This window comes from Paraburkholderia dilworthii (assembly GCF_000472525.1).
Lineage (GTDB): Bacteria > Pseudomonadota > Gammaproteobacteria > Burkholderiales > Burkholderiaceae > Paraburkholderia > Paraburkholderia dilworthii.
This window is the reverse complement of sequence record NZ_AWZT01000075.1, coordinates 1-18,450: the sequence shown is the minus strand read 5'-3', so window position 1 is coordinate 18,450 and position 18,450 is coordinate 1. Positions and strand designations below refer to the sequence as shown.

Annotated in this window: 14 protein-coding genes and 7 pseudogenes; 6 read left to right on the top strand and 15 right to left on the bottom strand. The window is 60.0% G+C overall.

Features of this window, described 5'->3' with window-relative positions:
• Both F759_RS39450 and F759_RS45355 read right to left on the bottom strand, forming a co-directional pair.
• On the bottom strand, positions 1-1,128 hold a 1,128-nt coding region (locus F759_RS39450), incomplete at its 3' end, for a pyridoxal phosphate-dependent decarboxylase family protein (RefSeq protein ID WP_036025926.1).
• Between the two features lie 89 nt (positions 1,129-1,217).
• Positions 1,218-1,595, bottom strand: a complete 378-nt coding sequence (locus F759_RS45355) for a RidA family protein (RefSeq protein WP_407668567.1) — start codon at positions 1,593-1,595, stop codon at positions 1,218-1,220.
• Positions 1,596-2,148: 553 nt separating this feature from the next.
• Between F759_RS45355 and F759_RS39445 the strand changes: the two are divergent.
• Positions 2,149-3,028, top strand: a pseudogene (locus tag F759_RS39445) (class I SAM-dependent methyltransferase).
• Positions 3,029-3,041: 13 nt separating this feature from the next.
• Here the strand turns inward: F759_RS39445 and F759_RS0133410 are convergent.
• From F759_RS0133410 to F759_RS0133390, 5 genes and pseudogenes are all read right to left on the bottom strand, one after another.
• Positions 3,042-3,515, bottom strand: a complete 474-nt coding sequence (locus F759_RS0133410; RefSeq protein ID WP_027803635.1) for a hypothetical protein — start codon at positions 3,513-3,515, stop codon at positions 3,042-3,044.
• 545 nt (positions 3,516-4,060) lie between these two features.
• Entirely contained in the window at positions 4,061-4,273 is a 213-nt protein-coding gene (locus F759_RS44645; RefSeq protein WP_244438982.1) for an adenylate/guanylate cyclase domain-containing protein, read from the bottom strand.
• Positions 4,274-4,309: 36 nt separating this feature from the next.
• Positions 4,310-4,459: pseudogene (locus F759_RS45350) on the bottom strand (double zinc ribbon domain-containing protein); the annotation flags it as partial.
• A gap of 718 nt (positions 4,460-5,177) precedes the next feature.
• Entirely contained in the window at positions 5,178-5,792 is a 615-nt protein-coding gene (locus F759_RS0133395; RefSeq protein WP_027803633.1) for a hypothetical protein, read from the bottom strand.
• A 153-nt stretch (positions 5,793-5,945) separates the two neighbouring features.
• A complete protein-coding gene (locus F759_RS0133390) occupies positions 5,946-6,194 on the bottom strand; it encodes a hypothetical protein (protein WP_152530771.1) in 249 nt (82 codons plus the stop codon).
• Between F759_RS0133390 and F759_RS42940 the strand changes: the two genes are divergently transcribed.
• Entirely contained in the window at positions 6,193-6,351 is a 159-nt protein-coding gene (locus F759_RS42940; RefSeq protein WP_154670927.1) for a hypothetical protein, read from the top strand. The genes F759_RS0133390 and F759_RS42940 overlap by 2 nt on opposite strands.
• Before the next feature lie 178 nt (positions 6,352-6,529).
• Here F759_RS42940 and F759_RS39440 read toward each other — a convergent pair whose 3' ends face one another.
• From F759_RS39440 to F759_RS0133340, 6 genes and pseudogenes are all read right to left on the bottom strand, one after another.
• Positions 6,530-8,404: a winged helix-turn-helix domain-containing protein gene (locus F759_RS39440; protein WP_084534431.1), complete on the bottom strand. Its 1,875-nt coding sequence runs from the start codon at positions 8,402-8,404 to the stop codon at positions 6,530-6,532.
• The gene (locus F759_RS39435) at positions 8,401-9,927 is read right to left on the bottom strand and encodes an MFS transporter (protein WP_244438981.1); all 1,527 of its coding nucleotides are present in this window, start codon (positions 9,925-9,927) and stop codon (positions 8,401-8,403) included. The genes F759_RS39440 and F759_RS39435 overlap by 4 nt, the downstream gene beginning before the upstream one ends.
• A gap of 418 nt (positions 9,928-10,345) precedes the next feature.
• Positions 10,346-10,959: pseudogene (locus F759_RS0133365) on the bottom strand (tyrosine-type recombinase/integrase).
• Between the two features lie 631 nt (positions 10,960-11,590).
• Positions 11,591-11,779, bottom strand: a complete 189-nt coding sequence (locus F759_RS43520) for a hypothetical protein (RefSeq protein ID WP_167334051.1) — start codon at positions 11,777-11,779, stop codon at positions 11,591-11,593.
• 372 nt (positions 11,780-12,151) lie between these two features.
• A pseudogene (locus tag F759_RS44640) lies at positions 12,152-12,534 on the bottom strand (hypothetical protein).
• A gap of 686 nt (positions 12,535-13,220) precedes the next feature.
• Positions 13,221-13,532: a hypothetical protein gene (locus F759_RS0133340; RefSeq protein ID WP_027803628.1), complete on the bottom strand. Its 312-nt coding sequence runs from the start codon at positions 13,530-13,532 to the stop codon at positions 13,221-13,223.
• A gap of 53 nt (positions 13,533-13,585) precedes the next feature.
• Here F759_RS0133340 and F759_RS0133335 point away from each other — a divergent pair, with 53 nt between their 5' ends.
• A complete protein-coding gene (locus tag F759_RS0133335) occupies positions 13,586-14,086 on the top strand; it encodes a GmrSD restriction endonuclease domain-containing protein (RefSeq protein WP_161633353.1) in 501 nt (166 codons plus the stop codon).
• A 305-nt stretch (positions 14,087-14,391) separates the two neighbouring features.
• Here F759_RS0133335 and F759_RS0133325 read toward each other — a convergent pair whose 3' ends face one another.
• Entirely contained in the window at positions 14,392-15,285 is an 894-nt protein-coding gene (locus F759_RS0133325; RefSeq protein ID WP_027803626.1) for a LysR family transcriptional regulator, read from the bottom strand.
• Positions 15,286-15,301: 16 nt separating this feature from the next.
• A pseudogene (locus tag F759_RS39420) lies at positions 15,302-16,195 on the bottom strand (LysR family transcriptional regulator).
• Between the two features lie 249 nt (positions 16,196-16,444).
• Here F759_RS39420 and F759_RS0133315 point away from each other — a divergent pair.
• From F759_RS0133315 to F759_RS45460, 3 genes and pseudogenes are all read left to right on the top strand, one after another.
• On the top strand, positions 16,445-17,209 hold the full coding sequence (locus F759_RS0133315) for an SDR family NAD(P)-dependent oxidoreductase (RefSeq protein WP_027803625.1): 765 nt from the start codon (positions 16,445-16,447) through the stop codon (positions 17,207-17,209).
• 88 nt (positions 17,210-17,297) lie between these two features.
• Positions 17,298-18,142 (top strand): annotated as a pseudogene (locus F759_RS39415) (NAD(P)-dependent alcohol dehydrogenase); the annotation flags it as partial.
• 37 nt (positions 18,143-18,179) lie between these two features.
• Positions 18,180-18,325: pseudogene (locus F759_RS45460) on the top strand (XdhC family protein); the annotation flags it as partial.
• Positions 18,326-18,450 lie beyond the last annotated feature (125 nt).

Sequence of the window (18,450 nt, the reverse complement as noted above, 5' to 3'; positions counted from 1 at the left end):
GGATGACATTCGTTCAGCAAGTTGGCAATGCCGTTCAACCATCGCCGAAATTCCGTCCTTGCCAAATGCGCAGAGCAAGGCCCATGTTGCAAAACCTCGCGCCCTCCGCGACAGCTCGGGGACCCACTCCTTCGGGTCACGAATTTCTTTTGTGGTCACTGGAAGATAGCTGCCTTGAACCGTCATGGCGCGACGGTGCGCGCGCGCATCGCGGACGATTGCATAGCCGCAGTCGTAGGGGCTTTGCAGCCATTTATGCCCGTCGGTCGTCCATGAGTCCGCCCGTTCAGCTCCTTCCGCCAGATGCGCACGCGAAGGACAAGCTCGAGCCCAAAGCCCGAGAGCGCCATCGACATGCAGCCAGCCCTCTTGCTCATGCGTCGACTCAGCGATCGTATGCAGAGGGTCGAAGGCCCCGGTGTTGATCTGGCCGGCTTGCGCGATCACCAGCAGCGGGGCGTTGACCGTTGCAATCGCCCGTCCAAGCTCGTTCGCGTTCATTCGCCCTTCGGCGTCCGTCGGTATCACGACGACGCGGCGTTGACCAAATCCAAGATATCGCAGGGCCGAAAACACACTGACGTGAGCATCAGCACCCACGCACACGGTAATTTCCGGTGCACCGAACATGCCGTCTGCCTCAACGTCCCATCCCTGCCGCCTGAGCAGTTCGCCGCGCGCGGCTGCGAGACATACGAAGTGCGACATTGTCCCACCAGTGGTAAATCCGACAGAGCACTCGGGCGGAAGCTGGAGGAGTTCTAGCAGCCACTTGCTAGCTACAATTTCGGCGGCCGCGTTCGCCGGGCAGCTGTGATAGCCGGCGCCATTTTGGCCCCACATGCTCGTTAGCCAGTCAGCGGCGACTCCGACCGGGTGTGATGCACCCATCACCCAGGCGAAAAAGTGCGGTCCAGCCGTGCCAGTCAAGCCAGGCTCCGCGGCATCTGCGAGGCGCTCGATGACCGTTGCCGGCGCGATACCCGCATCCGTCATCGGACCGCCGAAAGCTTCAAGGAGTTGATCGAACGTCGCAGGCGCTCGTGCCGGCAGGCCTTTCCTTACCTCGTGGAACCGAATCGCTCTGCGGTAGGCGGTATCGAGTGCCGAAGAATATTGGTCGCTCATAAAACAGCCTCCTTGAAACACTGCCTGTCTGGAGCACACCACGACTTGAGTGAACCTGGGACTCTGTCGGTCACGAACAAGTCGCAGTTCTAAATTGACCAGTTGGAAGATCCAGCGACAGAGACTGTCAGCGACTTTTCAACAGTATCCTCTGAAACCCGCCGCTGCAGCCCTGAGATCGGCTGAAAAAAGTGGACGCCAACACTCCGTAAAATTGAGGAATGGAGGCACTGATGAAGCGAATCCCGAAGGCTGTGTACACAAAGGAATTTCGTGAAGAAGCAGTAAAGCCGGCAATGACCGACGGCAGGGCGCGAGAGGGCCGCAACAATGACCGTTGAGCGAGCCGGTGGGTCCGACGGAAACGTGTTCCGCCAGACGTCATTCATACCCGCGACATCCGTCTGGCGCGTGAGAAACACGGTACAGTTGTCGATACTGGTCATCGTTGCTCCAGTGGCCGATATCTGCCTTTGCTGATCCGAGAGCTAGATTGGCTGCTTCGGGGTCGCGTGCTGCCGATCGCAGTCTTGCGAGGTTTAGGCCGCGTAATGCTCATTGCATTAGGCTGCACCCGGCCATGAGGGGACCCCTCATCCGATACGTCGCCAGGTAATTCAGACGGCAGGTCCGCCTCCGCGAGCGGTCATTTGATCGCCGAGAGCCGGCGTCGCATCATCGACGGTAAATGACGACAGAACGGCGCGCGACCCGGATATGCGTCAAGGCGGCGGTCGCGTATCGGTACAAACAATTCACCGACGACGCGCTTCGAGCACAGTTCCGCCCGCGGCTGGCGTAAGCTTATGCAATCGTGCCCTGGGCCCGTGTGAGTACCGCATTCGGCGTGCGCTGGCATGGGTATTCAGGCGTGTGTGCTTGCAGGCTCCAATGCGCCGGTCCCGCGCGCTGTGGATCTTCGAGCGAGTGGCGGCATTGATCGGGCCGGTCGAAGTTGCATGAGGCAGATGTTCGAAGAAGCGCGCATGGTGTCCCCTATCTCAAACTGGTATCCGTCTCATGAAAACTAGCCGCCTGGACTGGGCGCGCGCAGTCGCGCCCGCCGCCGCCTGCTTCGCGCTCATGCTGACTGGATGCGCTTCTTCGGTGGATTCTCAGAATTCATCGCATGCTTCGCAAGCGCAAGGGGCCAGCATGACGTCGCTCGATGCTGCCATCGCTGGATCCCAACGCAGCGATAAGGCGCGTGCGCGCGACGTCTATCGCCATCCTAAGGGAACGCTGCTTTTTTTCGAGCTCGATCCGACGCTAACGGTGCTGGAGATTGCGCCGGGTGGAGGATGGTACACGGACATTCTTGCGCCCTATCTGCACAACGCGGGTCAGCTCTACGAGGCTCAATATCTCAGCGCGTCTGCCGATCTCGCCGCAGAGGACAGCGCGACCGATGCCGCCTATCGGCGCAAGCTTGCGGACGCGCCAGCGATTTATGGAAAGGTTGTCGTGGGCACATTGCACGCGGGTCGGTTCACTGGCTTCGACGCGCATGACCGGTTCGACCGTGTGCTTACGTTTCGGAACATCCACAACTGGATCAAGGACGGACAAATCGACGCCAACCTGCGCGCGTTCTACGGCGCGCTGAAGCATGGGCGGCGAACTCGGCGTCGAGGAGCGTCGCGCGCGGCCAGGGACGACCGTGCAGCAAATGATCGATTCGGGCTACGTGACTGAAGCGTTCGTCATCGAGCACGCGCAAGTGGCCGGCTTCAGGCTCGTCGCGCGCAGCGAGATCAACGCGAACGCGAAGGATACGAAGGACCATCTGCACGGCGTGTGGTCGCTGCCGCCTACCTACGAGGGCGGCGACGTCGACCGGCCACGCTATGCCGCAATAGGAGAGTCCGATCGCATGACGCTCAAGTTTGTCAAGCCCTAGACTCCACGGGCCTTCAAGGCCGGCCGCCTATCCGCTCCAACGCCGCATCGATTACCTGAAGGGCCGACCCTAAGCCGACGGCAAACACCTCCTGTCTCAGGCACAGAAGTCGGGTTCGCGTGCCGGCGACATCCGCGCCATTTTCAGCGGCGGCAACGAGGCGTGCGCGTCGAACGAGAAGAAATGCCACGGTAAAGGCTCTGCCTCCATGAACGCTTCGAGAGCCTGCGTAACGGAGTACGTCATCCCATTCAGCGCCTTCGATGGTGGCGTCCATTGCATGGGTATGGAAGCGCAAAACGGACTGAGCGAGGCATGGCTGCCCAAGCAATGCCGTGCCTTGATGCAACGCCTCGGCCCGCGCCTGCGCGTTCGGTACGGCGCGAGCCAGCATCCCAAACATCGCGGCGCCCGCGTACCCAAGGCCGGTTTCTTGTGCAATCTGCAGCGCCGCATAGATCTGGCGTGCGGCGTCGTCGCTGGACACCCGTTCTCAGTCGAACCTCGGCCGGCGACATAAGCATCGTCGATTCGAAATGGCGAGCGCTGGCGTGCCGGGCCAGCGACAGACCTTCGATACAGACTGGCTCGGCTTCATCGAATGGTCCGGCGTCGATGAGAATCGTCGCTAAGCTTGACAACGCCAACACCAACGTGGGGACGAGCCCGGTTCTCCGCGCGTCGCCCAGCGCCCGCTGCACTTCGATCATGGCTTGATCCAGCCTGGCTGCGTACTGCAAGCAATATCCGATCATGCATCGGTTCGGAATCTCGATCGCGATCCATTGCCGCGCATCGCACAGCGCGATGCAGCGTTCGAACGATTGCAGCGACTGGAGACGTGCGGCGAGATTGACGATCTCGCCGGTGACGGAAGCATCGGGACTGGCCGCCGCTGCCGATCCTGGTTGCGACGACTTCGCCTCGGGCAACGCCGATGTGAAGTTTGAGCGGTCGTCCCTCGCAGTCCCCAATCTCCGACGCCGCCGCGTGCATTTCCATTGCGGTGCGAACGGCGCGCTCCGGATCGTTTCAATGGGCGACGGGCGCGCCGAAGACCGCCATCACTGCGTCGCCCATCCGGTCCAGCACGTGGCCGCCGTGGTGCGCCACGACCTTTTCCATCGCTGCGTCGAAGCGGTCCAGCATCGCCTGTAATTCTTCCGCATCGCTTCTCGCATACAGCGTCGTGTAGTCGGAGATATCGGCGAATAACGCGGTTGCTTCGCGGCGGTCTTCGGCCAATGCGATGTCGCCGCCGGCAGCCGTCCCGCATGCGGCGCAAATGGAATCGGAAGCAGTAAGCGACGCCCCGCACGCGCGACACTCGAGGTGCAGAGGTAATCCGCATTTCTCGCAAAACTTCGCGGACTGCGCAGATGCCTCGAATCGGCCGAGTGAACATCCGCCGCGCAAGGCCGGCGCGGCCATTGGATCAGCAGCGGTATGTGAAATTGCCGCCAGCCTTTCCTTGAGCCTGAATCGCAACATTGCGCGCGGTCGGAGGCGGGGTCAACACGAACCGGCGCAGTGATGCCTACAAAGGCAAGCCGAAACTGTTTGTTCTTTAGGCAATTACCGGGATTATGCGGACGCTGCGCGGTCCTGTCGTCTAGGAAATTCGAAGGTCGAGTATCGCCCGTCGGCGGGCGGCGCAGACACGACAAACTGTTTGCCTGTTGTGAGCGCCCTTCATAGACGTTAGGCTATTCCCGGCGACGCTGCACGTGACGCCATTCCAGCCGTCAAATCGGGCCGGCCGATACTGACGTGCTTTCCAGACGGAGGTTTGAATGCAAGCAGAGCCGGATAGCGGCCGGCCGTCGGTCGCTGTCCGGCCACCGGGAGACGTTCAGCAAGCCGATCACGTCGACGCTGGAACATCCGCTGCGCCTCAAGAAACGGACTCCACTCGTGGTCATGTAATCGGCGCTCGGACTCCCAAGGCAGCCATGATCATGTGGATGGCGTCGATGTCCATCCGCATTGCGAGCACGGGCGGCCTACGTATTGCGACAGGTCGGGGAAGTGACCCTATCGCCCAGGCAGACCGTGCGGGAAGTAAAGGACGAGGAACTTGCGCCCAAGGCCGGGCTCAGCGCCGCTCATGGCAAGCGCCGCAGCGAGCGTGAGCCCATCTGGAGCCCGATTAGCGGAAGCCGTAGACAACGATCTTCTTCCCCTCAAAATTTTCTTGCACAGCTTGCTCGCAATATTGTGGGCACGTTACCGAGCCGTCTCCGCTCGTGCCAGAGACAGTGACCGCCCTGTAAACAACCGATTCGACGAGCGTCCCATCCGCAGCGATGACCATGTTCAGGTCAGTTTCGACACCCGCCGGCACGGCTCCCCCGGCGGTATAAGTGATTTTCATGGTGCCGGTGCAATCGGAGTTCACTGAGTATATTCCGTTCTGGTTTGGATTGAAGGTTGTCAGGCCCCCTTTCGGCAGCCCACCGATCATGCCGAAGTCGGTGCGCGTGAAGCCGCCCGTGCCATCGAACGTCACGAGGGCGACGTCATCAAGAATCGACGTGGAGGCATAGGGAGCAACTTTATTGTTCGGTCCTATCAATCCGATAATTTCACCATGACCGGTAAATGCATACGGTCCCCTGAGCGTTGCGTTCGAACAAAGGCCGCGTGAGCCGCCGTGTCCGTCGTGTCCGTCGTGTCCACTGGGACCCTCGGCCTGCACGGCGCCGCTGATCGAGAAAAGCGCCACGGCAGTTGCTGAGAGAATGCTGGATTGTTTGATCTTCACGATAAGCTCCTTGTCGCCCAGATCAGGCGCGAAACATCACGGCGCACAAGTGTCCATTGCCTGGCAAGATGAGGCGACCGTGCGCCGTGCCGATGTTCAGAGCGAGCACGTAAGTGCTGCCTCAAGTTCGCATCGCAAGCACGAAGGCGGTGTTCAGTGGTGACTGAACGGACTACTGGACACACGGCTTTGGTCTGCTTGCGGCCAATGGCCGGACACATCGGCAGATTGCCGGGTAGAAGCCATGGAGTGCCCCGCCTCTCCTTTCGGCGTCTCTGCAACGCCTCCGACGTCCTGGGCAGCCGGTTCGGCTTGCAACGTTGTCATCTTGTCCTGCGCCCACGACTGCACCGTGACGAGGGCGACAAGCGCGCAAGCGGCAGCAATTCGGATTGTCTTCATGTCCATTTACTCCTGCAAAGGTGAACTGTACGGTCAGAGCACGACTGGCCTCGAAGGCGGTCCCAGACCGCTGCTCTTCAGCACAGGAGGCCTCGTGCCGGCATCGCTATGGCCATGCTGCGACTGGACCGCGAACAGAGCCATCGACGGTATCTGAAGAAATCGTTAACTCGTGCGGGCAACGGGGAAATCGGGCTCAAAAGAACAGGTTCAGTTTCTGATCCAGCGCGATAAAAAGACGCAGTCGGTGAGTTATCGATGACGCGATCAGCACGACGCTGAACCAACTTCCGTTGACCAGTACATGAAGACGCTCGAACGTCCACACGCATCCTTCAAGGGTCAGGCCGGCCCTTCGCATAGGACGGTCGGGGAGACGCGTCACGGGAACGTCGCCCTTGGCCCAGTGCGGCGGACGGGGCGTCCGCCGGTGGCATGCGATAGCCATCCTGATAGCCGATACGCTTTTCCACCTCCCTGAACCGTCCCATCGATCGATAGCGATAAAACCATGCGCTCGTGCGGAGTTCACACAGGCGCGGCGAATGCTCGGCAAGTGCCACACCGAGCCAATGGAACATCTCGTCCTGCTGGCCGAGCCTCGCGTAAATCTCGGCGAACAGGAACGGGGACGTATAGCTCCGACGACGCCGCGCCATCAGGTCCTGCAAATACCATTGCAGGACCTTCGCATAACCGCCCGAATCCCACACGGTTCGAATCGTCGATGCCCGTGTGAATTCGTTGCAGCGGGTGAGCGCATCGATCGTGGCTTCGACGGCTTCTTCGTATTGCCCGCGAACCTCGAAGGCGGTTGCCAGCAACTGATAGATCAGCGGCGACCGGTTGCCATGCCCAGCCTTAAGATATTCCCCGATGACTTCGTCGTATCTGCCCGACTGTACGAGACCGAGCAGCCGCGAGCCTTCGAAGCCGAGCGGGTCGACCTTTTCGGCAAGCTCGAACTGCGCCCGTCCTTCGGCTTCTCGTCCGAGCACGATCAGAAGCCTCGCGTACAGGCGGCTCGTTTCGGCATGACTCGAATTGAGCCGCAACGCTTCGAGAAATTCCTCCTCGGCCCGGCGCCAGTCCCAGTCGTAGAAGTAGTACACGCCGGCGAGCGCCTGATGGGCCTCAGGCAGGTTCGGATCGAGTTCGAGTGCTCGCAATGCCGCCTCGCGTGCCTTCGGATAGCCTTGCGACGGCGCATAGAATCCGTGCGTCGCGGTCGATCCGAAAATGTTCGACAGGCCGACGTAGCCGAGCGCATAAGTCGGGTCGAGGTTCACGGCGGTTTCAAAGTAGCCATGCGCGCGAATGAAGTCTTCGTCGCTCAATCCGTGGTGGGCAGCAAACCCCGCGTCGAAGTGAACTCGCCGGGTCCAGTAGTAGCGCCCGCGCAGATATGCATCGTGCGCCGAAGGATCGATGGGCAGGCGCCTCGCCAGCCGGTGCTGCTGTTGCTCCGCGAGCGCCGGGGACACCTCTTGAGCTAACGCGGCGCTCACTTCTTTCTGAATATCAAGCGCGCCTTTTGCGATCGGTTCATGCACGCGGCTCCAGATCTGGACCTGATCAAAAGAGCGTATCAGTTGCGCCAGAATGCGGATTCTTGCACCCTCACGCGTCAGCGCGCCCTCGAGCACATAATCGACGGTTAGCTCATGCGCGATCTCGGAGATACTCTTTTCCGACCGCCCATATCGTGCAGCGGTCGTCCTGGCGATGACCAGAATCTGTTCCGGGTGGAGAATGCCGATGTTGGCCGAAGTCTCGTCTGCGAGGGCGGAACAGAAACCGTCGAGGCTGGCATCGTCCGTCTTGTTCTCAAACGGCAGTACCAGCACGCGAACGGCCGGTGCGGCGGAAATCGGCTGCTCACGGCTCGGGTTCCGGATGCCGTCGAGCCGATAGCCCTTGCCTTTGACAGTAATGAGGTACTTGGGACACTCGGGGTCCTCGCCCAGCGCGACGCGGATCTTGCGGATCGCCGTATTGATGCTGTTGTCTGTTTCGCGATGCGTGCTCGTGCCCCAGAGCGCCCTCACGATCTCGGTACGGGTGACCAGTTGCCCGTGACGCGATGCCATCAGCATCAGCAGTTCCATTGGCAGCCGCTCGAGTCGCACCATCTCGCCGCCGCGACGCAATTCGTAGCGCTGGATGTCAAGCTCCACATCCGCAATCCCGATGCCGTCTTGAGAACTCATGCGCGCTCCCTGCGGCGCGAGCGCCTGCTTGCCTCGTTGTTATCGCTTCGCCGCGGGACGCGACGCATTCCGAAGGAGGCGGCAAATGCGAACGCGGCACACCCGACGAGCGGCAGCCCGGGATTCCAGTGAGCATTTGAAGCGGCGATGTGAGCGGCAAGGGGGGTGAGGCCGAGCGAGGCAGCCAATCCGAGGTTCATGGCGGTCGCGAGGCCGCTGAATCTGACGTCGACGGGAAACATTTCGGCGATTGCGCACGCATAGACTCCGTTTGCCAGTGAAGTCACCGTACCGGCCAGGATGAACCAGGCGGTCAGGTTCACGTGATAACGGGCGGCCGCGATGAAGAAGACCGGCGTGAGCAGAGCCGACAGGACGGTCCCCGCTCTAAACACGTAGTATCGCGGCAACAGGTCGCCAACATAGGACGTGATGAGAATGCAAGCCGCGACAGCAATCAGATACAGGGTCTGCGCGCTCGCAATTTCCCGTGCTTCGTAGTGAAGTCCTTGCAGATAACTTGGCATGAATCCGATGAACATGCCACTCGATGCACCCACCAGGGAGCACGCGGCAACACCCGCGGCGACCGGCTTGAGATGGCTGCGAAACAGCACGGCCAGCGGTTCACGGTGTCGAGCGCCGATGGCCTGCGCGTACTCATCGGTTTCTGCAAGCGTACGGCGCAGCGCGAAACTCAACAGGCCAACCATGCCGCCAATAAGGAAGCCGATGCGCCATCCCGAGGCGCCAATCCGGTCGGTGGTGAGCATGCTTTGCACCACCATGTTCACGGTCGTGGCCAGCAACAACGCAAGATTGACCGCGACGAATACGATGCCGCAGATGAACCCCGGCCTTGCGCGTGTTGTCTCTACGGCATAGATGACAGCGCCGGGCAGTTCCCCGCCCAGACACAGCCCCTGAACGAGCCGTAACGCTAAAAGAAGGACCGAGGCAGTCGCGCCCCAGACGGCATATGAAGGAAGTATTCCAATCAGGAGCGTGGAGACGGCCGCGATCATCGCCGACGATATGAACACGATGCGCCGGCCATATTTGTCGCCGAAATGGCCGAGGACGATGCCTCCGAGAGGCCTCGACAGGTAGCCTGCCGCCAGCACCGTGAACGACAGCGTCTGCCCCGATACGCCCATTTGTCGCGGAAAGAATTCCGCGCCGATATTCTGGGCAAAAAACCCATAAATCACGAAGTCGAAGACTTCGAGCGCGCCACCCGTGGTCGCGACCAGAATCGTCCAGCGATGACGGACAGTGACTGGCCTGATCCGGTCCGGAAGCGAATCGTCAAGCATGGCCTTCCCCCGCTTTAAGGACGGCGTCCAACCTCTGCATGGCCGGGCAACACGGATACGCCTGATCGGCCGCTTCGCGCAGTGAACATTCATTCTGGACGACAATCGGCCGCGGAGAAAGCACGATCGCAAGAGAAGTGCTGAGCGCGAATGGCGTCGGTCCGCTACTGAAGGTACGCGAGGAGCCGCTAACGCCAGATCGGGCAAGTCAACGACTGCTTAACGTGGGCCTATTACGGCGATTGATCCGCGCTCTCGCGAGGATGCTCGAACGTCGGCTCAACTTCGGAAGTTGCCGTAAGGCGAACCCGGGTCGAAGGGCGCTTCAGGGTCGCTACGACTCGTTCGCCTTCTCTGAAGCCGACATTCACAGCCACTGCGCTTCCGATGGCAACAAGGTGACGGCAAGCAGCCGCATGTCGACTGACCGGCGAGCGTCTCCAAAGGCCGAACTGTACTCGACGGTCCTCGCGCCGATCTCCGATGCGCTACGGTCAACCGGATGACGACTTCGCGGAATGGGCGGGCGGGAACAAGTTGGCCGCTCCGCCCAAAATAGGCGCGACGGAAAGTAGCCGCACGAATGCGCATGCAACATCATGTCGTGCGGCCAGCGTTGACTGCGCTAAAGTTCAGTCTGTTCCGAAATCTCAAGCGCGTCATCGACTTCGATACCAAGATACCTGATTGTGCTCTCAATCTTGCTATGGCCGAGCGGCAACTGGACGGCTCGCAGGTTCTTCGTGCGTTTGTAAATCAAGGTGGCCTTCGTCTGCCGCATCGAATATGTGCCGTAGACTGTCGGATCAAGTCCTGCTGCGCCATCCATCGACTTATCATCCGGGCGTACTGCCGGGTAGAAAGATGCGGGGACGTCGACAGTCGACTCGGGAAGAGGTACTGCTCCGATCGTAGCGCGGCCTTGTCGAGCCACGCGCGGACTGCCGGCCGGGTCGGCTCAGTCAGCTCGAATTGCACGGGACGCTGTGTCTTTCGCTGAACGACTTGCGCCCGCGGCAAGACCTGATTGACGTGGGTGACATCGCGAACTTGCAGACTGACAAGATTACAGCCACGTAGTTTGCTGTCGATTGCGGGGTTGAACAAGGCAAGATCGCGGACAGCGCGAGCGTTCCGGAGGTGAATCCGGATGGCCCAAACGTCTTTGGGTCTGAGCAGCGGCTTCTGGCCGACCAGCTTGCCTTTGTTCCATGCTTCACGGGGTTGTTCGGTCTTCATGGCAGACTCCCACAAGAAAGATGGGAGTTCCATTGTGAAACGACGCTCTCGCCACTGCACTGTTCACAATCTTGCCGATTGTTGCCGCCAGCGTATCCTCCACCATCGTGGCCCAACGGCTGGTTCACATCGAAACTTTCCTAAATGAGTAACGGAGGCGTTTCGGCCAATGCCGACATTCGGGCGTGCTGAGTTCTACGTCAGCAATATGGCGGCGGATTGCCGACGATTGCGGCATTAAGAAGTGGGATGGCAGCTTCCTGCTTCAGCGAACTTACAATCTCGACCCCAACGCGCAGATTGAAACTATGCACAGGCGCCTTCAAATTCACGGCATCGGCCGGGATCCTGTAGGGACTCAGGTCGTGATGCCGATTTTCCGCGAGACACAAATGCCGCAGAAGACGCAAGTGCGTGTAGATTAGGATCTTGCTGCGACCCGCCACTGTGTCTTCGAATCGGTCGCCATCGGAGTCAGTCCTGGAGTTTGCACGGGAGCCGGCGTGAACACGATGCACAGCAAGAAAGGTCATCTCGAAGCCGCGGCGTCACACCACGAGCAGGCCGCGCGACATCACCGCGAGGCGTCGCGGCATTTCGAGGACGATCGAGACTTTGCCCACGCCGCGCATCAGGCGAGATGGCCCATGGTCACACGTTGCATGCGATCGATCAGGCACATGCCGCTGGCGCGCACAGCACCAATACGCCGTCGATAACGCCTCCTTCGACCGGCTCTGTCATAGATGCGGCGGACGTGGCGAAACATCATGCCGCGGCCGTGGAGCTTCACACGCAGGCGGCGCAGCATATGCGCCATGCCGTCAAGCTCTTCGATCAGGATCGTAGCGCGGTCTCTCACGACGCACAACTAGCGCTCTCCCTTGCGCTGCGCGCGTTATCCCACGGCAACGAAGCGGCCAGACTATTTGTCAAGCTCGCTCCCAGTGGCACCTCGTGAATTAAGATTGGTTTATCACATGTCGTTTAATGGCGTATTCGGGGTGGCACGGTATCCGCTAGCACCGCTTATTGAGCGCACCGAAAGCTGAAACGCTTTCCGCACGGCACGCACATGCACATGCACATGCACAACGTACGGCACCGGGTTATCGCGGGCTATCCGGCCCTAGGACTACCGTCAGGATCTGTGCATTGATAGGTGTGGACCAATCCAGAGTACCACTCGCGACTAGGCGTTTCGCTTCAGCACGTCTGTTGCGATCGACTTCGCATGCGCTATGGCCTCTTGCGCGTTGAGAAATACACGGAGCTGCTCGCAGCGCTCTCGACAGCGTACGTTCCTTTCATACCGAGTGCCCTCTGAACACGCAATTGAGCTGCGTACCTGCCGTCCTCCAATGGTCGAGCAGTCGCTATTACCTTGTGCGGAAGGTCGGATCTTTCTGGCTGAATCAACTCGACAGGACCGCTAGGTACGCCGATATCTTTCAACTCGTTCCTGGCTTCGCAGTCCGGGCAGTAGAAGCACCACCCCTCGTCCTCGTGATTGGATCTGACCTGCCCGCGAGCCAGCACGGCACGACATTCAACGTTTTCGCAGATGAACGGCATCACCAGTTTCCAGAGTTGTTTGAAAGAAATCCTAGCATGTCCGCCGACGGCCAACCATCGGCATTGTTGTCGTGCCTGAGGCTAAGGAAAACCCTCAGGCGCGAGCCGGCCAGATCGCGTTATGCGCCGCAGAGTCGCCGTTATCGGGTATAAACCGCCGTCGATCGCCATAGTAGGTGGCCTGGGTCGAGCCAACAAATCGAGCAGCCTCGGTCGTGGACTCGCGAGAATGCTGGATGCGACCAACCAATCCGCCAAGAAACGCGATGACATGCCGCCACGATCGCAGCCTCTCGGCGGCGCAGTACCGGACGTGCGAGAAGACGCCGGTCCTTCAGGATAGACGACGTCAGAGTCCATCAGCTATGCATCATGCGAGCGCGGGCAGAGCATGAACTACCGCGGCGGCGCCGACAACTTTTCCAGCGAGCGCAACGGTCACTACTCGCGGCCTTCGCGCGAAGGGTGAATGGCCGACGGTGGCGCGAACTGGATTTGGAAGGCTGTGCTCTCCGGGGACGCCACTTGTCGTTCGCCGTTACGAGGCGACTCAAGCAACAGGCTGCACTCGACTGTGGTCATCACTTCCCGCGTGGTTGGTACGCTGCTATCAGCGGCGGCGGTTGCGAAGTACTGGCATGGCGAACGCTTCCTTCAGGCTACCCAATTCTCTCTTGTGGCCGTCTTTACGAAAAGTACGCTACGCCCCGTAGAGTCTGCATCGAGGTCGAGCTACAGATCGCAATGGGACGTTTCCAGTACCGATAGTCAAAGGCGAAGCGGAGAGACTGCGGATGTTCGGCAGGATCGAGCGTTTCATTTTCATCGCGTTCCGGATCGGCTCTGCTCGTTCTAACTACCGAAGCAGCGGGTTCTGCAATCTCGCGCGTGCTCTCGACCGCGGTGAGACGACGCTCGACCAAATATCGGAACGGCTGGACGCGTCGTTGAAGCATGCCTCTGATCACAAAGGCAAACTGCGCGTCGATGAGTTCCATAACGTCTTGTTTAAGAAATTCGAAGAAGTCTGCGGCTATTATGGATGGTCCGGTTGCGTTACTTCCTTTACGAATACGAGCAGCATCTTCTGCATCGCAGCCGACAACAGAAAGTGGATTGGGGCGACCTCCTGAAATCGCAAGGCGACCTTATCTCGATCGAGCATCTCTATCCGCAGACTCCGACTCCGGACTGGGAAGCGACGTTCAAGGACGTTCCTGAAAAGCAACGAGAGCGGTACGCCGGATCGCTCGGCAACCTGCTGCTCCTATCCATGACGATCAATGCCTTGTTGCAGAACGACGCGTTCTCGAAGAAGAAGCCCAAGTTCGACGGATCAGGTACCAAGGCCCGCAACGGCTATTCGGACGGTTCACATTCGGAGATCGAAGTCGCGGCGGACAACGACTGGGGACCCGAACAGATCCGGAATCGCGGCCACCGTCTTCTAAAGTTTATGGAAAGCAGGTGGGACATCCTTCTCAAGGACGAAGATCGCGAAAAGTTACTTTTCCTGAGCCGCGAGGAACACGAAGAGATGGCTTCCGCTTAGCTTTTTAGGACCTATTGCCATGTATGGACCTCGTCGGCAACGAGCTCCATACCATCGCGATTAGGAGGTTGGCCAATCAACCGACATTTAACGTCGCGGTCCGAATGGCCATTTTCCAGATGGAACCGACGTCTGGATGTCCACGCGACGATGCGAAAGAATGACGCTCTTGGCCGAACGCGGGGCGACGGCGAGCGCACCAAAGCGACTCAAGGCGGATCTTACTCAGCGCTCGAATTTACGTCAGCAATGCGGGCAACAGTTCCATTGCGTGCACTCCGCATTTGGTACTGTATCGGGCGCAGCTAGCGTCCATAACGAAGCGCCTCGACGACGAGCGAAAATGCCGGCGATGATCGACGCTGACTGGCAAAAAACAAATGGAACCCTGGAAACGTTGGTGACCAGTCCTTCAACACGGTTTGAAGGCGGCCGCTCTGGATATGGGAAAGCGCCAGCTCTTCGGGCATATATGCGAGGCCGAATCCCGCTAACGCGGCGTCAATGACCGGGTAAATGCTGTTGAATGTCCATGGGCCTCGAACCCGTACGTGCAAGTTTCGTTTGCCCTTCCTGAGTTCCCACGCGTACAAGCCGCTACGCATCGGGAAGCGCATCATGATGCACTCGTGCCCGGTCAGGTCTGACGGGCTCGTAGGCAGCGGACGCCCTCCCAGGTAGGAAGGCGCACCGACAATCACCATCCGGATGTCCGGCGAAATACGCACCGCCGTCATGCCCCTGGAAATCTGGTCCCCGAAGCGAACGCCCGCGTCGAAGCGCCCAGACACGATGTCGGTGAGTCCCGGCTCGATCGCCACCTCGATCTTGAGTTGTGGATACTTCGGCTGTAGATTGGATAACTTGGGCCAGATGATCGTGTTCGCCGCAAAGTCAGGGGCCGTGATGCGTACCGTCCCCGCAGGTTCGTCGCGTAGCTCCTCGAACGACGCCAGCTCCTCGGCGATCGCCTCAAATCGAGGAGCTACTCTCTGAATCAGGCGTTCTCCGGCCTCCGCCGGCGCTACGCTCCGGGTGGTGCGTGTCAATAAACGCAGCCCCAGCCGCGCCTCCAGGGCTCGAATGGTGTGGCTAAGCGCTGATTGAGATACGCCCAGCTGAGTGGCTGCGCGGGTGAAACTGCGTTCCCGAGCGACTTCTAGAAAAGCCCGGACGTCGCTAATATTGTCGCCAGACATGCAAGGTGCTCCGCTGTTATGGCCGGTAGCGCAAGGCTTCGACCAGCAAGGTCATCGCGCGTGAAGGCTGACGCCGGTTCGGATAATAGAGGTGGAATCCGGGCCACACCGGGCACCAATCCTCCAGTACCGAGATAAGCCGCCCATCCAAGACCCAGGGCCGTACCATCTCCTCTGGCAGGTAGGCCAACCCGAAGCCCGCCTCGGCCGCCTCGAAGATGTCATAGGCGTTGTTAAAGGTCACCGTTCCCTCCACCCGGGCATTCACCCTGCGCTTTCCCTTTGGAAAACTCCCACTCGTAGAGTCCACCATAGGTGGACGTGCGCAAATTAATGCAGACGTGCTCAGTGAGGTCGCCGGGTGTCCTGGGTCGCGGCCGCCCTGCGAAGTAGGACTTCGATCCCACGACCATGTTGCGAACGTCCGGGCCGATCTGCACTGAAATCATGTCCTGAGCCAGTTCCTGGCCGAACCGTACACCGGCGTCGTAGCCGCGCGCGACAATGTCGACGCGCTCATATTCGTTGATCAACTCGACCTTGATCTTGGGGAACCTGGGAAGGAACGTCGCCAGTTTGGGCCAAAGCGTGCTCCTGATGGCGTAATCGATGGCGCTGATCCGGATCGTTCCCATGGGCTCGTCCCGGAGTTAGCAAGCGCTCGAATCTCGGCCTCAATCCCGTCGAACTCGGGAGCCAGACGACTCAGGAGGCGTTGGCCTGCCTCGGTCGGGGAGACGCCGCGCGTACTGCGGATGAGCAGACTGACGCCCAGCCTTTGTTCCAACGCCCGGACGGTGTAGCTCAAGGCGGGTTGTGTCACCCGAAGCTGGGCCGCCGCACGCGTGAAGCTGCGTGCGCGGGCAACGGCGATAAAGGCAAGAAGATCACTGAAGCTGTCGCGCGACATTGATGAGACCGGTTTGTAAGGCTTCCCATATTCTACGGACGGCAGCGAACAGTGCCGCATTCATGAACGTATTTTATGGCGCCATGCCAATTCTGCCGTCTACCCTACATTCGCGCGGCCAACTAAAGTTCCCTACATGCCAAGTCGGCAAATCGTCTGCCCGTAGACCCACACGCGAGGCTCGGAAAAGAAAGCCTGGCAGTGGGCCATCGGCAACCAGACCATTCCCCTCACTACGGAAATGACATCATGAAAATCTCCTTCGAGAACCAGGTCGCACTAGTGACCGGCGCCGCGTCGGGCATTGGCCTCGCGACCGCCAAGGCATTCGCGCAGTCAGGCGCTGCTGTCGCTTTGGCGGATGTGAACAAGGACGGTGCGCTGGCAGCCGCCGATGAGATCGTAGCGGCCGGATACAAGGCCATCGGTATCGGTTGCAACGTGGCAGACCTTGAACAGGTCGAGGCGATGGTCAAGGAAACGGTTTCCGCGTTCGGTCGACTTGATGTGGCATTCAACAACGCTGGTATCCAGAATGCCCTCGCCGAAACCGCTGACGCCACACCCGAGGACTTCGACCGCGTGAACTCGGTCAACCTGCGCGGTGTTTGGGCCTGTATGAAGTACGAGCTGACACACATGCGTCAGCAGGGGAGCGGCGCCATTGTCAATTGCTCTTCGCTTGGAGGGCTGGTGGGTGGTGCTGAGCGAGGCACGTATCACGCGGCCAAGCATGGCGTTCTCGGCCTGACCAAGAGTGCCGCGCTGGAGTACGCTGCGCGGGGCATCCGCGTCAACGCCGTGTGCCCTGGCCTGATTTGGACCCCGATGGCGCAACAAATGGCCGACTCTGGCCAGAAGGAAGCACTGGACGCAATGGTAGAAGGCATCCCACTGCGCCGGCACGGCCGCGCGGATGAGATCGCCGACGCAGTGCTGTGGCTGTGCAGCTCCGCGGCAAGCTACGTGACGGGGCAGTCGATATCGGTGGATGGCGGATTCATCATGCGCTAGAGCGCGCGGCCGGACGGACCAGATCGCGGTCCTCTCCTCGCTCCTGCACGACTTGGTCGAAACGAACAATTGTTCTCAAGGATTGAACGTGACTGTAAAAGCATATGGCGCCTATGCCGGCGACAAACTTCTCGAATCTATGGACATCGTCCGTCGCGCAGCGGGCCCGCACGATGTGAAGATCGACATCGCCTATTGTGGCGTCTGCCATTCGGACATTCATCAGGTACGCGCCGAGTCGGCCGGGACGCTCTTTCCTTGTGTGCCAGGACATGAAATTGTCGGTCGGGTGTCGGCGGTCGGCGAACATGTTTCCGGCTTTAAGGAAGGTGATCTGGTCGGGGTCGGTTGCATGGTCGACAGCTGCCAGCACTGCGCGGATTGCAATGAAGGACTCGAGAATCATTGCGACCACATGGTCCTCACTTATAACGGACCGACGGCCGACGCTCCCGGTCATACGCTGGGCGGCTATTCGCAACAGATCGTGGTGCATGAACGCTACGTTCTGCGCATCCGGCACGACGCAGCGCAACTCGCCGCGGTCGCGCCGCTGCTATGCGCGGGCATAACGACCTATTCACCGTTGCGCCATTGGAAAGTCGGACCGGGGCACAAGGTCGGCATCGTCGGTATCGGAGGGCTTGGTCATATGGGCATTAAACTGGCCAACGCAATGGGCGCGCATGGGTGGCATTCACCACTTCGGAGTCGAAGCGGGACGCAGCAAGAGCGCTGGGCGCGCACGACGTGGTTGTGTCGCGCAACGCCGATGAAATGGCCGCGCATGCAGTGAGCCTCGACTTCATCCTTGACACGGTTGCAGCGCCGCATGAACTTGATGCGTTTCTTGCGCTTTTGAAGCGCGACGGCAGCATGACGTTGGTGGGCGCGCCAGCTTCACCGCATCCGTCCCCGCAAGTCTTCAACCTGAATCTGTGCTCTGGCGCGACTTGACTGTAGATCGGCCCCGCCTGAAATGCTCGTGTCGATTCTTGCCGAGTGACAGCGGCGATGGACGGCGTCACGTTGCCAACGCTATTGCAAGTCGAAGGCGCTAAAGGNGCGCGTGTAATTTCACGGAGCGTCGGCTCCTCCTGCAATATTCACGGCTGAAAATGGCCAGTACTTCCCGGCGCCGCCTCGAAGGGTCAATACCCTTTCGTATAGAGCGTCAGATGGTGACTCACCGACGTTACACCCGGCACACGCCCTTCGCCACTTCCGCGGCCTGCTGGATC

What these genes read in the sequence shown, in the direction of transcription:
- F759_RS43520 (WP_167334051.1), bottom strand. Translation starts at nt 11,779, where the DNA reads ATGGCGCATATGCTGCGCCGCCTGCGTGTGAAGCTCCACGGCCGCGGC.
- F759_RS0133340 (WP_027803628.1), bottom strand. Translation starts at nt 13,532, where the DNA reads ATGGAACTCATCGACGCGCAGTTTGCCTTTGTGATCAGAGGCATGCTT.
- F759_RS42940 (WP_154670927.1), top strand. Translation starts at nt 6,193, where the DNA reads ATGTCCATTTACTCCTGCAAAGGTGAACTGTACGGTCAGAGCACGACT.
- F759_RS0133315 (WP_027803625.1), top strand. Translation starts at nt 16,445, where the DNA reads ATGAAAATCTCCTTCGAGAACCAGGTCGCACTAGTGACCGGCGCCGCG.
- F759_RS0133390 (WP_152530771.1), bottom strand. Translation starts at nt 6,194, where the DNA reads ATGAAGACAATCCGAATTGCTGCCGCTTGCGCGCTTGTCGCCCTCGTC.
- F759_RS0133325 (WP_027803626.1), bottom strand. Translation starts at nt 15,285, where the DNA reads ATGTCTGGCGACAATATTAGCGACGTCCGGGCTTTTCTAGAAGTCGCT.
- F759_RS39440 (WP_084534431.1), bottom strand. Translation starts at nt 8,404, where the DNA reads ATGAGTTCTCAAGACGGCATCGGGATTGCGGATGTGGAGCTTGACATC.